This is a genomic window from Achromobacter sp. 77 (assembly GCF_020541125.1).
Lineage (GTDB): Bacteria > Pseudomonadota > Gammaproteobacteria > Burkholderiales > Burkholderiaceae_B > Achromobacter > Achromobacter mucicolens.
This window is the reverse complement of sequence record NZ_CP059848.1, coordinates 5,664,050-5,676,978: the sequence shown is the minus strand read 5'-3', so window position 1 is coordinate 5,676,978 and position 12,929 is coordinate 5,664,050. Positions and strand designations below refer to the sequence as shown.

The 12,929-nt window shown below is 68.5% G+C and carries 13 protein-coding genes; 10 read left to right on the top strand and 3 right to left on the bottom strand.

Features of this window, described 5'->3' with window-relative positions:
- The 4 genes from H4P35_RS26220 (at position 1) to H4P35_RS26205 (ending at position 5,195) form a co-directional block, all read left to right on the top strand.
- Positions 1-1,860 carry a nucleoside-diphosphate sugar epimerase/dehydratase gene (locus H4P35_RS26220; protein ID WP_226849541.1) on the top strand — a complete coding sequence of 620 codons (1,860 nt, stop codon included), beginning with the start codon at positions 1-3 and terminating at the stop codon, positions 1,858-1,860.
- Positions 1,857-2,729, top strand: coding sequence for an NAD-dependent epimerase/dehydratase family protein (locus H4P35_RS26215; RefSeq protein ID WP_200952227.1), 873 nt, complete (start codon positions 1,857-1,859; stop codon positions 2,727-2,729). The genes H4P35_RS26220 and H4P35_RS26215 overlap by 4 nt, the downstream gene beginning before the upstream one ends.
- Before the next feature lie 137 nt (positions 2,730-2,866).
- Positions 2,867-3,904: a lipopolysaccharide heptosyltransferase I gene (gene waaC, locus H4P35_RS26210; protein WP_062838855.1), complete on the top strand. Its 1,038-nt coding sequence runs from the start codon at positions 2,867-2,869 to the stop codon at positions 3,902-3,904.
- A 1-nt stretch (position 3,905) separates the two neighbouring features.
- Positions 3,906-5,195, top strand: coding sequence for a 3-deoxy-D-manno-octulosonic acid transferase (locus H4P35_RS26205; protein WP_226847558.1), 1,290 nt, complete (start codon positions 3,906-3,908; stop codon positions 5,193-5,195).
- Between the two features lie 44 nt (positions 5,196-5,239).
- Here the strand turns inward: H4P35_RS26205 and H4P35_RS26200 are convergent, their stop codons facing one another.
- The 3 genes from H4P35_RS26200 to H4P35_RS26190 are packed head-to-tail and all read right to left on the bottom strand — an operon-like array spanning position 5,240 to position 7,071.
- The gene (locus tag H4P35_RS26200; protein ID WP_174245407.1) at positions 5,240-5,404 is read right to left on the bottom strand and encodes a hypothetical protein; all 165 of its coding nucleotides are present in this window, start codon (positions 5,402-5,404) and stop codon (positions 5,240-5,242) included.
- Positions 5,405-5,416: 12 nt separating this feature from the next.
- Complete coding sequence (locus H4P35_RS26195) at positions 5,417-6,223, bottom strand: type III pantothenate kinase (protein WP_226847557.1); 807 nt, start codon at positions 6,221-6,223, stop codon at positions 5,417-5,419.
- Positions 6,220-7,071 (bottom strand): biotin--[acetyl-CoA-carboxylase] ligase, encoded by an 852-nt coding sequence (locus tag H4P35_RS26190; protein WP_226847556.1) that lies wholly within the window; start codon positions 7,069-7,071, stop codon positions 6,220-6,222. Before H4P35_RS26190 ends, H4P35_RS26195 begins: the two co-directional genes overlap by 4 nt.
- Before the next feature lie 93 nt (positions 7,072-7,164).
- Between H4P35_RS26190 and H4P35_RS26185 the strand changes: the two genes are divergently transcribed.
- The 6 genes from H4P35_RS26185 (at position 7,165) to H4P35_RS26160 (ending at position 12,847) form a co-directional block, all read left to right on the top strand.
- Positions 7,165-8,295 (top strand): ABC transporter permease, encoded by a 1,131-nt coding sequence (locus H4P35_RS26185; protein ID WP_128829611.1) that lies wholly within the window; start codon positions 7,165-7,167, stop codon positions 8,293-8,295.
- Positions 8,295-9,134, top strand: a complete 840-nt coding sequence (locus H4P35_RS26180; protein ID WP_056327212.1) for an ABC transporter ATP-binding protein — start codon at positions 8,295-8,297, stop codon at positions 9,132-9,134. Before H4P35_RS26185 ends, H4P35_RS26180 begins: the two co-directional genes overlap by 1 nt.
- A complete protein-coding gene (locus tag H4P35_RS26175) occupies positions 9,121-10,068 on the top strand; it encodes an MlaD family protein (RefSeq protein WP_056327214.1) in 948 nt (315 codons plus the stop codon). Before H4P35_RS26180 ends, H4P35_RS26175 begins: the two co-directional genes overlap by 14 nt.
- A 5-nt stretch (positions 10,069-10,073) precedes the next feature.
- On the top strand, positions 10,074-10,676 hold the full coding sequence (locus tag H4P35_RS26170; RefSeq protein WP_056327217.1) for an ABC-type transport auxiliary lipoprotein family protein: 603 nt from the start codon (positions 10,074-10,076) through the stop codon (positions 10,674-10,676).
- Between the two features lie 102 nt (positions 10,677-10,778).
- On the top strand, positions 10,779-11,432 hold the full coding sequence (locus tag H4P35_RS26165) for an alpha/beta hydrolase (protein ID WP_056327219.1): 654 nt from the start codon (positions 10,779-10,781) through the stop codon (positions 11,430-11,432).
- Between the two features lie 152 nt (positions 11,433-11,584).
- Positions 11,585-12,847: a D-alanyl-D-alanine carboxypeptidase family protein gene (locus H4P35_RS26160; RefSeq protein WP_142052305.1), complete on the top strand. Its 1,263-nt coding sequence runs from the start codon at positions 11,585-11,587 to the stop codon at positions 12,845-12,847.
- Positions 12,848-12,929 lie beyond the last annotated feature (82 nt).

Here is a 12,929-nt window from a genome sequence, read left to right as displayed (position 1 = left end):
ATGGTGTTTCTGTTCGACCTGTTGGCGGCCCTCGTCGCCTGGGTGGGGGGCTTTCTACTGCGCTTCAATTTCGAATGGCCGGTGGGTTACGGCAACCAGATGCTGTTCGGCCTGCCGCTGCTGCTGATCGTGCACGCGATCGCTTGCCGTTGGGCCGGTCTTTATCGCGGCATATGGCTCTTCGCCAGCCTGCCCGACCTGAAGCGCGTCCTGAAGGCCGTGGCGGTCTCGGCGATCGCGCTGCTGATCGTCGCCAACCTGGTTCCCCCCTCGTTTTCGATTCCCCGCTCGCTGTTCCTGCTGTACCCGCTGCTGCTGCTCCTGTTCATGGGCGGCGGCCGGGCGGCGTGGCGGATGTGGAAGGAGCACCGGCTGTACGGCGGCCTGATCGCCCAAGGCAAACCCGTGGTGCTGGTGGGGGCGGGCATGCGCGCCGCTTCGCTGGTGCGCGAGCTTGAGCGCAGCCCGGACTGGCAGGTCGTCGCGCTGGTCGACGACAACCCCAAGAAGTGGGGCCGGGAGCTGGGCGGCTATCCCGTCGTGGGATCGCTGGATCGCCTGCCCAGCGTGTTGCAGGAGTTCAAGGCGCGGCACATCATCCTGGCCATGCCGGACGCGTCCGCCGACGTCAAGCGCCGCGTGACGGAGTTGGCCGTGCATTCGGGCGCGCAGGTCTTTGTGCTGCCCGAGGTGGACGACCTGATGAGCGGGCGCGTCGCCATCAGCCAGATGCGGCCTGTCGAGATCGAGGATCTGCTGGGCCGCGACCCGGTGGAGATCGACTCGGCCCACGTCAGCACGCTGTTGCGGGGCACCACCGTGCTCGTGACCGGGGCCGGCGGGTCGATCGGCAGCGAGCTTTGCCATCAGCTCGTGCGCTTTGCGCCGGCGCGCGTCGTGCTGGTCGAAACGAGCGAATACGCGCTCTACAAGATCGAACAATGGTTTTCCACGCATTGGCCGGGCGTCAGCCTGATCACGCTGGCGGGCGACGTGAAGGACGCCGACCGCATGGACGAGATCTTTGCGCGCTACCGGCCGCAGGTGATCTTCCACGCCGCCGCGTACAAGCATGTCCCCCTGATGGAGGTCGACAACGCGTGGCAGGCGGTGCGCAACAACGTGGGCGGCACGCTGGTCGTGGCCCAGTGCGCGCAGCGGCACAAGGCTGAACGCTTCGTCCTGATTTCCACCGACAAGGCGGTCAACCCCACCAATGTCATGGGCGCAACCAAGCGCCTGGCCGAAATGGTGTGCGAGGCCTTCCAGGCCGAAAAGGGCGGGACGCGCTTTGGCATCGTCCGATTCGGCAACGTGCTGGGCAGCACCGGCAGCGTCATCCCGAAATTCCATCAGCAGATCCAGCACGGCGGGCCGGTCACGGTCACGCATCCGGACATCACCCGCTATTTCATGTCCATTCCCGAAGCCGCGCAGCTGGTGCTGCAGGCGGCCGCCATGGGCGACGGGGGCGAGATCCATGTGCTGGACATGGGGTATCCGGTCAAGATCGTGGATTTGGCACGCAACATGATTCGCCTGTCGGGGTACGACGAAGAGCAGATCCGGATCGAGTTCACCGGGTTGCGGCCGGGCGAAAAGCTCTATGAAGAATTGCTGGCCGATTGCGAACAGACGCGGCCGACGCCGCATACCAAGTTGCGCATCGCCCGCTCGCGGCCCGTGCCGCCGGCGTTCCTGCGTGAATTGACCGAATGGCTCGAAAGCAGCAAGACCTACAGCGACGAAGTCGTGCGCGCCGGGTTGTTGCGATGGGTGCCGGAGTACACGCCCAAGGCGCATGAGGCCGGGTCCGGAGCGATGGCGGACGTTTCCGCGCGCACGGAGGCATCGTCATGATGGCCGTCACCGATACGCGTCGCGTGGGCGTGCTGGGCGCGACCAGCCTGGTGGGCGCCGCGCTGCTGAGCGAACTGAAGGCCCAATCATTCGCGCCCATCGCCTATTCCCGCCGGCGCGCCGCGTCCGCGGACGATGGCGTCCAGTGGCGCGCGCTTCCCGAGGCCGGCGGCAAGCCGGAATCGGTGTTTGGCGAACAAGACATTCCGGTATGGGTGTCGCTGGCGCCCATCTGGATCCTGCCGCAGTATTTCGACGCGCTGCGCGCCAGCGGGGCCAAGCGAATTGTCGCCCTGTCCTCGACCAGCCGGTTCACGAAGACGTCGTCTTCGGTGGAATCCGAACAGGCCCTGGCGCGCAAGCTGATCGACGCCGAGGCCGCGCTGATCGCCTGGGCCGAAGCGGCCGGCGTCGAGTACGTGATCCTGCGTCCGACCCTGATCTACGGGGGCGAGCACGACGGCAACATTTCCGAAATTGCCCGTTTCATCCGCCGGTTCGGCATGTTCCCGGTGTTTGGCGCCGCGCGCGGGCTGAGGCAGCCCGTCAAGGCCGCCGATATCGCGGCGGCAAGCGTTGCGGCCGTTACCGCGCCGGCGGCGGCCAATCAGGCGTACAACCTGTCGGGCGGCGAAACCCTGCAATACCGGCAGATGGTGGCCCGGGTGTTCGCGGCGATGGGCAAGCGCCCGCGCATCCTGACCGTGCCGCTGGGCATCTTCAAGCTTGCGCTGGCCGGCGTGCGCCTCGTGCCGCGCTATAGGCACTGGTCGGTCGGCATGGCCGAACGCATGAATGAAGACCTGGTGTTCGCGCATGACGACGCTCAGCGCGACCTGGGCTATCGGCCATCAAAGTTCGAACCCTAGGCAAGGCACCGGGCGCGCATGGATCCGGCGGTTTGTTGTAAATTGCCGGAATTCGCGGGATTTTCCATTGCCTTTCAATTGGTCCAAGCAACCGTGATCGACGCTTGCACACGGCCTGAACCATTGCATTCTTCTTGATGCCCACTCGCATTCTCATTGTCCGCACGTCTTCTCTGGGCGACCTCGTCCACATGCTGCCGGCGATCACGGATATCGCCCGGCATGTGCCGGACGCGCAGATCGACTGGGTCGTCGAGGAAGCGTTTGCCGAGATCCCGACGTGGCATCCCGCCGTCAACGAAGTCATCAAGGTCGCGCACCGGCGCTGGCGTAAGTCGTGGTGGTCCGCCCAGGTGCGGGCCGAGCGCCGCGCGCTGCGCGAGCGCCTGCGCGCCGTGCGGTACGACATCGTCCTGGACATGCAGGCCCTCTTGAAATCGGCCTGGCTGGTGCGCCAGACGCAGGGCGTCAAGCACGGGCTGGACTGGCGGTCGGCGCGCGAACCGCTGGCCTCGCTGTTCTACAACGTGCGTCATCGCGTCGAGTTCTGGCAGCCCGCCGTGATCCGCCAGCGCAAGCTGGCCGGCCTGACGTTCGGCTACCAGCACGCCGGCCTGCCGGATTTTGGGCTGCAATCCTTTGCGCGCCAGGCCACGCAGGCCCCCGAGCCGGTCGTGGAAGTGGGCAGCGGCGGCCTGAACGCCGCCGAGCTGCCCCGGCTGCACCACCTGGACACGGACCGCGGTTATGCGGTGATCATGCCGTCGGCCAGCCGCGACGACAAGCTGTGGCCCGAAGAGGACTGGCGCGTGGTGTTCCGCCGCCTGCGCGAGGCCGGCTGCACGCTCAAGCTGCTGGCGGGCAACGAACAGGAAGCCGAACGCGCCCAACTGCTGGTGGCCGGCATGGAAGGGGCCGAGGTGATGCCCCGCATGGACCTTACCGCGGTGGCCAAGCTGCTTGCCGGCGCGCGCCTGATGGTGGGGCTGGACAGCGGCCTCACGCACCTGTCGGCCGCGTTGGGCCGTCCCACGATCGGCATCTACCGCGCATCCACGCCGGTACGCACCCCGCTGGTCGGATCCAACTACACCGCCAGCTTGGGCGACCGCGGCGCCTCGCCGTCGCGTGAGGCCGTCATGGCCTCGGTCGAGCAGGCGCTCGCCGCGCAGTGACATGAACCGCGGCGTCTACACGCTGGCGCTGCGGACCCTCGCGCCGCTGATCTGGCTGTGGATGGCCCGCCGGGCCAAACGCGCAGGCGGCCGCTGGGAAATCTTTTCTCCCGAGCGTTTCGGCCGCCCCGAGCCCGCCTCGCAGTCACCGGACAACCCCGTCTGGGTGCATGCCGTCAGCCTGGGTGAGACTCGGGCCGCGCTGCCGCTCTTGAACGCGTTGCTGGCGCAAGGCCTGCCTGTGTTGCTGACGCACACGACGGCGACGGGCCGCGCCGAGGGCGAGCGCCTCTTCAAGGACGCAATCGCCCAGGGACAGCTGCGCCAAGCCTGGCTTCCCTACGATTTTCCGGGCGCGACCCGCCGCTTCATGGCGGCGCACCGTCCGCGCTGCGGTCTGCTGATGGAGCGCGAGATCTGGCCGAATCTGCTGGCAGCGGCCCGGCAGGCCAAGGTACCCATGGCGCTCGTCAGCGCGCGCTATTCCGCGTCGTCGCTACGGCAGGCGCGCCGGATGGGCAGCGTGATGCGCGAGGCGCTGGCGGGTCTGGATAAAGTACTGGCGCAGACGGCGGAAGATGCCGGCCGGCTGGCGCAGGCTGGGGCGCCTGCGGCCGAGATCACCGGCAATCTCAAGTTTGACCTTGTGCTGCCGGCCGCGCAGGTCGAGGCAGGACACGCCTGGCGTGCGCAACTGGGACGTTCCGTGGTGGCCGTGGCCAGCACGCGCGAGGGCGAGGACGCCCCGTTCATCGCGGCAATCAAGCGCCACGCGGCCGCACCGGGCGCGCCCCTCTTTCTGTTGATTCCGCGGCATCCGCAGCGGTTTGACGAAGCGGCGGGGCTGCTGTCGAACGCGAAAGTGCCGTTCGAACGGCGCTCGGCGGGCGGGGCCGCGTCGCCGGATACGGCCGTGTTGGTGGGCGACACGCTGGGCGAAATGGCTTTTTATTACGCGGCGTCGGATGTGGCGATCGTGGCGGGCAGCTTTGCGCCGCTGGGCGGCCAGAACCTGATCGAAGCCTGCGCGGCGGGCGTGCCCGTGATCGTCGGGCCGCATACGTTCAATTTCAAGCAGGCGGCCGAGGATGCCATCGAGGCCGGCGCGGCACGCCGCGCGGCGGATCCGGCGCAAGCGGTGGACGCCGCGATGGCGCTGCTAAGCGATACGGACGGCAGGCGGCAGGCGAGCAAGGCGGCCAGGGCCTGGTTCGACCAGCACGCCGGCGCGACGGCGCGCACGATGGCCGCGCTGGCGCCCTGGCTGGACGAGCCGGCCGCGCGCCGGTAAGGCGTTCGTCAGGGCGTTCGTCAGGGCGCTCTTCAGGGCGCTAGTTAAGGCGTTTTGCGCGGCGTCAGCGTCACGGCGCCGGGGTTCAATTCCTGGCTGAACCGCCGCGCATCCCGGCCCTCGTCCTCGGGCCGGGCGCCCAGCCAGCCCTGTCCCAGCGCAAAGACGCCCAGGTTCGCAAGCAGGATCAGGATGAAGAGCACGCGCATGCCGGACCTTCGTCAGAAAGAGGTGTTCAACGTGGCGCGCGCCACGGCGGCCAGCCCGTCCAGGACGGGATGGTCCAGGTAGACGGGAACGGGCGTCGCACCAAACGCGCCGCCCGCATCGGCCAGCAGGCGTTCGATTTCTTGATGTACTTCGGGCCAGCCGCCGCCGGCCGCGTAGATCTGCGGCGTCTGGCCGTAGCGCTGGCGGCCCGCCAGCCATTGGCGCACGACGGCGCCGGCCTGGGCCGCGGCAATGCCCGAGGCGATGGCCTCGTGCGTGTCCGTGGGGTAGGGCACGACCTGGCCGTTGGCGATGGGCAGGTTGGCCGTGCCGTGTGCAAGCGAGGTGCGCATCATGGCCGGGCCCGGCAGGATCAGGCCGCCCGCGAAGACGTTGTCCGGTCCGACGGTGTCGATGGTGGTGGCGGTGCCGAAGCTGGCCAGCACGAAAGGCGGATGCGTGCCCGGCAGGCGCGAGAGCACGCCTAGCAGCGATGCCCAGCGGTCGGCGCCCAGCTGGGTGGGGGTGCGATAGCTGTTGACCAGACCCAGCGTCGTTGCTTGCGACAGCGACCAGGTGACCGCGCAGCCGTGTTTGCTCAGGATGTCCGCGATGGCGTCGCCGCGGGCCGCGCCGGCGACGTTCACGCCCAACGCGCGCAGCGGCGGCCGCGGCAGGGCGGCCAGCCAGTCATCCAGCGCGTTCAGGTCCAGGCCGTCGAAGGCGACGGCCGCGGGCTCGCGCGGCATGTCCGGATTGCTGGCGTCCAGCCAACCCACTTTGAGTCGGCTGTTGCCGGAGTCGATGAGAATAATCATGCTTGGCGTCGAATCGAAATTTCACCGACCGAGATCGGTGTGGCGCCCTCGGGCGTTTGCACCAGCAGGCGGCCTTGATCGTCCACGCCACAGGCGGTGCCGCTTAGAAGAATAGCGCCCTTGTCCAGCACGTTCACCTTGCGGCCCGCCAGGGCGTCCACCTGGTCGAAACGCTGCCGGAATCCGCCGAAGCCTTCCCGTTCGAGCGTGCGGACCGCCTCGTGCCATGCGGTGGCGCTGGCGCAGACCAGGTCGGCGGCCGCAGCCGCGTGCGCCGCGCCGGCCTGCACCTGAGTCCAGTCCGCGACCTCGCGGCCCAGGGCAAGCGACAGCTCGGCCGCATCGATGAGGTTCACGCCCATGCCGATCACCACGGTGTATCCGGCGTCGCGGCCGCCCGGATTGCGGGTGGTTTCCACCAGGATGCCGGCCAGCTTGGCGTCGTGCCATTGGACGTCGTTGGGCCATTTCATGCACAGGCCGCGCGGCTCGGGCCCGGCGACGGTGCGCAGCGCTTCGCAAGCGGCCACGCCGGCCAGCGGCGATAGCGCGGCCAGTTGCGTGGCCGGCAGGTGCACGTCGAATGCGCACGAGAACATCAGCGTGGAGCCCGAGCGGTTCTGCCACGGGCGGCCCGCGCGGCCCCGGCCGGTCTCCTGCAGATGCGTGCCCAGCAGCCAGGGCTTGCCCGCGCCGGCGCCCGAGCGCGCGCGCGCAAGCAGGTCGGCATTGGTCGATCCGGTGCTGCGGGTCCAGGCAATGTCCTGGAAGGCGGGCAGGCGGTCCGCGAGCGTCCGGGCAAGCGTTTCCGGGGCGGGCAGGTCGATGGGGCAAACGGGGGCGGGCATGGCCGCGATTGTAGGGCACGCGGGCCGCGCTCGCGGCTGCGGGGCCCCAGCGTTTATGATTGGCGATACATTTTGCATCGGTACCCCGACGACATGCCGCATTCCGCATTGCTTGCGACCGCCGCCGCGCCTTTTCGCTACGAAGGCGGGGTTTGCCACGTGGGCGGCGATTGGAGCGTCCTGGCGCTGGCCGAGTCGGGCGAGGTCGAACGCAGGCGCGCGGCCCTCGCGCAGGCGGCCAAGGACGGCGCCCGTTGGGACATGCACAGCATCCATCGGCTGGACACCATCGGCGCGCTGATCATCTGGCAGGCCTGGGGCGAGAAGCTGCCCGAGCGCGTGCGCTGGGGCGCCGGGCAGCAGGATGTCTTCAACACGCTGGCGATGAACAAGGGCGAGACGCCCGTGGCGGCGCCCAAGCCCGAGACATGGTCGTGGGTTCGCGCCACCGGCGGCGCGGTCCTGCAGGCCGCCGAAAACGGCAAGGCGCTGCTCATCATGCTGGGCCAGCTCGTGCTGGATGTCGGCGCGATGCTGCGCCGGCCCTGGCTGGGCCCGTGGCGCGAGATCTCCGCGCAGGTGTACCGGACCGGCGCGCAGGCGCTGGGCATCACCGCGCTGGTGGGCTTTCTGATCGGCGTGGTGCTGTCTTACCTGTCGGCCCAGCAGCTACAGATGTTCGGCGCCGACCGCTTCATCGTGCGCCTCCTGGGGGTCTCCATCGTGCGAGAGCTGGGACCGGTGCTTGCGGCGATCCTCGTGGCCGGCCGGTCGGGATCCGCGATTACGGCGCAGATCGGGGTGATGCGCGTGACGCAGGAACTGGACGCGATGCTGGTGATGGGCATTTCGCACGGCCAGCGCCTCATCCTGCCGCGCGTGGTGGCGCTGGCGGTCACGATGCCGCTGCTGGTGCTGTGGACCAGCGCCATGGCGCTCCTGGGCGGCATGCTGGCGGCGATGGCGCAGCTGGGCGTGTCCGCGCAGTGGTTTTTGCAATCGCTGCCCGATGCAATCTCGCTGACCAATTACTGGATCGGCATGCTCAAGGGCGTGACCTTCGGCATCCTGATCGCGCTCATTGCCTGCCACTTCGGCCTGCGCATCCAGCCCAACACCGAAAGCCTGGGACGCGGTACCACGACATCCGTGGTTACGTCGATCACGGGCGTGATTTTGCTGGATGCGGTGTACGCGGTCATCTTCAGCACGGTGGGCATCTGATGAATAGCGCCGCGCAACACCGGCTGTTTACCGAAGAGGGCGTCACCGTCGAGCCGGTCATCACCGTGCGCGGCCTTCGCACGGCCTTCGGCGATCACGTGGTGCACGAGAACCTGGACCTGACGGTGTTTCCGGGAGAAATCCTGGTGCTGGTGGGCGGCTCGGGCACGGGCAAGACGGTGCTGCTGCGGCAGATCATCGGGCTGGACGTGCCGGCAGCGGGCACCGTGAAGGTGCTGGGGCATACGCTTTCGGAACTGTCTCCGGGCGAACGCCGGCGCCTGTCATACCGCTGGGGCATGCTGTTCCAGGCGGGCGCGCTTTTCTCGGCGCTGTCGGTGTTCGACAACGTGGCGCTGCCGCTGCGCGAACTGCGCACGGTGCCCGAAGACCTGGTGCGCGACGTGGTCATGTGCCGGCTTGCGATGGTGGGCCTGTCGTCGCGCGATGCGGACAAGCGCCCCTCGGACCTGTCCGGCGGCATGGTCAAGCGCGTGGCGCTGGCGCGCGCGCTGTCGCTGGACCCGGAATTGCTGTTCCTGGACGAACCCACGGCGGGGCTCGATCCGCTGCGGTCCGACGAATTCGTCGACCTGGTGCGCAGTTTGCACCGGCAGCTTGGCTTTACCGTCGTCATGGTGACGCACGACCTGGACACGCTGCTGGCGCTGGCCACGCGCGTGGCCGTGCTGGCCGAGAAACGGGTGATCATTTGCGACACGGTGCCTGAAGTCCTGAAGTTCGATCACCCGTTCATTCATACATTCTTCCTGGGCGAGCGCGGCTTGCGCGCGCTGGGAGATTTGGCACCGAAGGGAATGCACCATGGAAAACCGTAGTCATGCGCTCATGGCCGGTATCTTCACGCTGGTCCTGCTGGCTGCCGCGACGCTGACGGCCATCTGGATCGGCCGCGACCGGACGCAATTGCAGCCATACGAAATCATTTCGGCCACGGCCGTCACCGGCCTGAATCCGCAATCGGCCGTGCGCTATCAGGGCGTGCCCGTGGGCCGCGTGCAGTCGCTGGCGCTCAATCCCGACAAGCCGGGGCAGGTGCGCATCCGGATTGGCGTGGCCCCCAACACGCCGATCACCGAATCGACCTGGGCCGAACTGGGCGTGCAGGGCGTGACCGGCATGGCCAACGTGGACCTGCGCGATGACGGCTCATCGCTCAAGCGCCTGACGTCCACGGCCGAGCATCCGGCCGCCATTCCGCTGCGTCCGGGCTTTCTGGACCGCATCGAAAAGCGCGGCGACAAGCTGATTTCCAACGTCGAGGTGGCGACGGAGCAATTGAAGCGCGTGCTGAGCGAACAGAACGTGCAGGCCCTCACGGCCAGCCTGCAGAATGCCACCGACATCTCGCAGTCCCTGAAGGACGCCACCCGTGATCTGGCGCCCACGCTGGCCAAGCTCGGTCCGCTGATGGATTCCTTGAACACCACCTCGCGCCAGGCCGACCGCGCCGCGCGCGAGATCGGCGACCTGGCCCAGCAGGCCCGACAGTCGCTCGCGCGATTGAACGCGCCCGACGGCCCGCTGGCCGTCGCGACCCGCAGCCTGAACGACATCGCGCTGGCCGCCGCGCGGCTCGATGGCGAGACCTTGCCGGCCTTCACCACCATGGCCAACGATGTCAGCACGGCCGCACGGGGCGCCACCACCACCTTGCGCCGTGTGGACAGCACGCCGCAATCGTTCCTGTTCGGTCCCGCGCCCATTGCGCCGGGACCCGGCGAGCCCGGCTTTGCCGGATTCCGGAGATAGATCCCATGAAGATGCGCAGCGCCATTCTGATCCTGACCCTGGCCCTGGCCGGTTGCGGCATCGGCCGCGTGGACGCGCCGCCCCAGTTGTTCGACCTGGGGCTGGACGCGCGGCCCGTGCCTGCGTTGCCGGCGCGCGATCCGATCGCGCTGTCGTTCCAGGCCGCGCCGGGGCTGTCCGACACCGGCATGATCTGGCGCGTGGGCGACAGCGCCGCGCCCCGGTCGTACGCCACCTATCGCTGGGCGGCGTCGCCCGCCGAGCTGGTGCGCCAGCGCATCACCGATCGCCTGTCGCGCCAGGGCGCGGTGCTGGGCGACCGCGTCACGTTGCAGACGCCGCAATTGCAGGTGTCGCTGGCGCAGTTCGAGCAGGTGTTCACCGAGGACGGCCAGTCGAGCCAGGGACGCCTGCTGTTGCAAGCCGTGTTGCTGAACGGGCGTGAGGTCGTGGACCAGAAGCGCATCATGGTGGCCGCGCCCGCGCCCACGCAGGATGCCGCAGGCGGCGTGGCCGCGCTGCGCCAGGCCACCGACGAGGCCAGCGACCAGCTGGCGCAATGGCTGGCGGCGACGCTGCGACCGCCTGCCGCCGCGCGCGGAAAGTGAGCTCTGGCTCGCGCTTGCGCGCGCCGTTGACGGTTGACCCGGATTTCGCCGCGCGGGCCGGGCGGTTAACATCGTTCCTTTTTCCGCACGTTGAGTCCCGCCATGTCCGCACGCACTGAAACCCACGCTTTCGTCGGCGCCGCCGGCCGTATCGATTGCGCCATCGACTGGCCCGCCGACGCGCCGCGCGGCTGGGCGCTGGTGCTGCATCCGCATCCGCTGCAGGGCGGCGCACGCGAGAACAAGGTGGTCACGACCTTGTCGCGCGCCTGCGTGCAGCACGGCCTGGTGGCGGTGCGTCCCAACTTCCGCGGTGTCGGCCACTCCGAAGGCGTGTTCGACAAATCCGTCGGCGAAACCGAAGACATGCTGGCCGTCGTGGCGCAGATGCGCGAACTGCACCCCGAGCTGGCGCAGGCGCCGTGGGTGCTGGCGGGATTCTCGTTTGGCACGGCGGTCGCCGCGCAGACCTACGCCGCGCTGGCCGAGCAGGGCGACGCCGTTCTGCCGTCGGCGCTGATGCTGATGGGGCCGGCGGTCAACCGCTTCCAATCGCACGAAGTGCAGGTGCCCGACGACACGCTGATGGTGCATGGCGAAGAAGACGAAGTGGTGCCGTTGTCCGAAGCCATGGACTGGGCGCGGCCGCGCTCGATTCCGGTCGTGGTGGTGCCGGGCGCCTCGCATTTCTTCCATGGCAAGCTGCTCGTGCTGCGTCAGCTGGTGCAGGCCCGCCTGAAGGTCGCGCTGGACTGAAACGGACCTTGCCGCCGCGACAGGTTGCATCAGGTTGCATGTTTTAGGCGCGCAGGGAACCCTGCGCGGCCGGGATGGGTCTGATCGACTGCCTATAATTGTCAGCCACTTGCCCCGCGCCGGCGGGCGTCATTCCTGGACCCACGTTGCCGATGAAGAAATTGCCTCACTCCGCTCAATCCCCCGTTGTCTTTACCCGCCGCCTGATCTCGGGCGCCGTGTTGTCAGCGATGCTGGCGGCCTCACTGCCGGCGTGGGCGCAGCAGGCGCCAGCTGCACCCGCCGCCGCGCCGGCCGCGACGGCCCCGGCGCCGTCGCCCTCGGGTGCAGTGCCTGTTGGCGACGTGTCGGCCGTCCCGGCTCCCACCATCGCGGCCAAGGCCTGGATCGTCATCGATGTGAACAGCGGCCAGACGCTGGCCGCATCCAACCCCGACATGAAGGTCGAGCCGGCCTCGCTCACCAAGATCATGACGGCCTACGTCGTGTTCAACGCGCTGGACGAAAAGCGCCTGACGCTGGAGCAGACCGTGCCGGTGTCCGAGCACGCGTGGCGCACGGGCGGCTCGCGCATGTTCATCGAGCCGCGCAAGCCGGTCACGGTGGACGAACTGAACCAGGGCATGATCGTGCAATCGGGCAACGACGCCTCCGTGGCGCTGGCCGAAGCCGTGGGCGGCAGCGAATCCGCCTTTGCCGCGCTGATGAACCAGGAGGCCGAGCGCCTGGGCATGAAGAACACGCACTTCATGAACGCCACGGGCCTGCCCGATCCCCAGCACGTGACGTCCACGCGCGATCTGGCCACGCTGTCCGCGCACCTCATCACGGATCACCCGGACTTCTTCCACTACTACAAGCAGAAGAGCTACACCTACAACAAGATCACGCAGCCCAACCGCAATCGCCTGTTGTGGGCCGACCCCTCGGTCGATGGCATGAAGACCGGCCATACCGACTCGGCCGGCTACTGCCTGGTCTCCACGGCCATGCGCGGCGACCGCCGCATCCTGGTGGTCGTGGTGGGCACCGACAGCGAAGCGACCCGCGCCGAAGAAAGCCTGAAGCTCCTGAACTGGAGCTTCCAGAACTTCGACACGGTCAAGCTGTTCGACAAGAGCCAGCCCGGCATCGACGCCCGCGTCTGGGAAGGCACCGCCGAAAACGTCAAGCTGGGTCCGCCCAATCCGGTGTCCATCGCCGTGCCGCGCGGCAAGGCCGGCGACTTGAAGCCGGTTGCCCAGCGCACCGATCCGCTGATCGCGCCGCTGGCCAAGGGTCAGCAGGTCGGCACGCTGCAGTTCACGCTGGACGGCAAGGTGCTGCGCACGGAACCGCTGGTGGTGCAGGACGCCGTCGAGCGCGCCGGCTTCTTCGGCCGCATGGTCGACACCGTCAAGCGCTGGTTCCAGTAAATCGGCGCACCGCGGCCGGGGCCGCGGGTGTAAGCTAGCAGCGGGCGTTTCGTGCGCGAAGCGCCCGTTTTGCATTCTTCGG

What these genes read in the sequence shown, in the direction of transcription:
- H4P35_RS26220 (WP_226849541.1), top strand. Translation starts at nt 1, where the DNA reads ATGGTGTTTCTGTTCGACCTGTTGGCGGCCCTCGTCGCCTGGGTGGGG.
- H4P35_RS26215 (WP_200952227.1), top strand. Translation starts at nt 1,857, where the DNA reads ATGATGGCCGTCACCGATACGCGTCGCGTGGGCGTGCTGGGCGCGACC.
- waaC (WP_062838855.1), top strand. Translation starts at nt 2,867, where the DNA reads ATGCCCACTCGCATTCTCATTGTCCGCACGTCTTCTCTGGGCGACCTC.
- H4P35_RS26205 (WP_226847558.1), top strand. Translation starts at nt 3,906, where the DNA reads ATGAACCGCGGCGTCTACACGCTGGCGCTGCGGACCCTCGCGCCGCTG.
- H4P35_RS26200 (WP_174245407.1), bottom strand. Translation starts at nt 5,404, where the DNA reads ATGCGCGTGCTCTTCATCCTGATCCTGCTTGCGAACCTGGGCGTCTTT.
- H4P35_RS26195 (WP_226847557.1), bottom strand. Translation starts at nt 6,223, where the DNA reads ATGATTATTCTCATCGACTCCGGCAACAGCCGACTCAAAGTGGGTTGG.
- H4P35_RS26190 (WP_226847556.1), bottom strand. Translation starts at nt 7,071, where the DNA reads ATGCCCGCCCCCGTTTGCCCCATCGACCTGCCCGCCCCGGAAACGCTT.
- H4P35_RS26185 (WP_128829611.1), top strand. Translation starts at nt 7,165, where the DNA reads ATGCCGCATTCCGCATTGCTTGCGACCGCCGCCGCGCCTTTTCGCTAC.
- H4P35_RS26180 (WP_056327212.1), top strand. Translation starts at nt 8,295, where the DNA reads ATGAATAGCGCCGCGCAACACCGGCTGTTTACCGAAGAGGGCGTCACC.
- H4P35_RS26175 (WP_056327214.1), top strand. Translation starts at nt 9,121, where the DNA reads ATGGAAAACCGTAGTCATGCGCTCATGGCCGGTATCTTCACGCTGGTC.
- H4P35_RS26170 (WP_056327217.1), top strand. Translation starts at nt 10,074, where the DNA reads ATGAAGATGCGCAGCGCCATTCTGATCCTGACCCTGGCCCTGGCCGGT.
- H4P35_RS26165 (WP_056327219.1), top strand. Translation starts at nt 10,779, where the DNA reads ATGTCCGCACGCACTGAAACCCACGCTTTCGTCGGCGCCGCCGGCCGT.
- H4P35_RS26160 (WP_142052305.1), top strand. Translation starts at nt 11,585, where the DNA reads ATGAAGAAATTGCCTCACTCCGCTCAATCCCCCGTTGTCTTTACCCGC.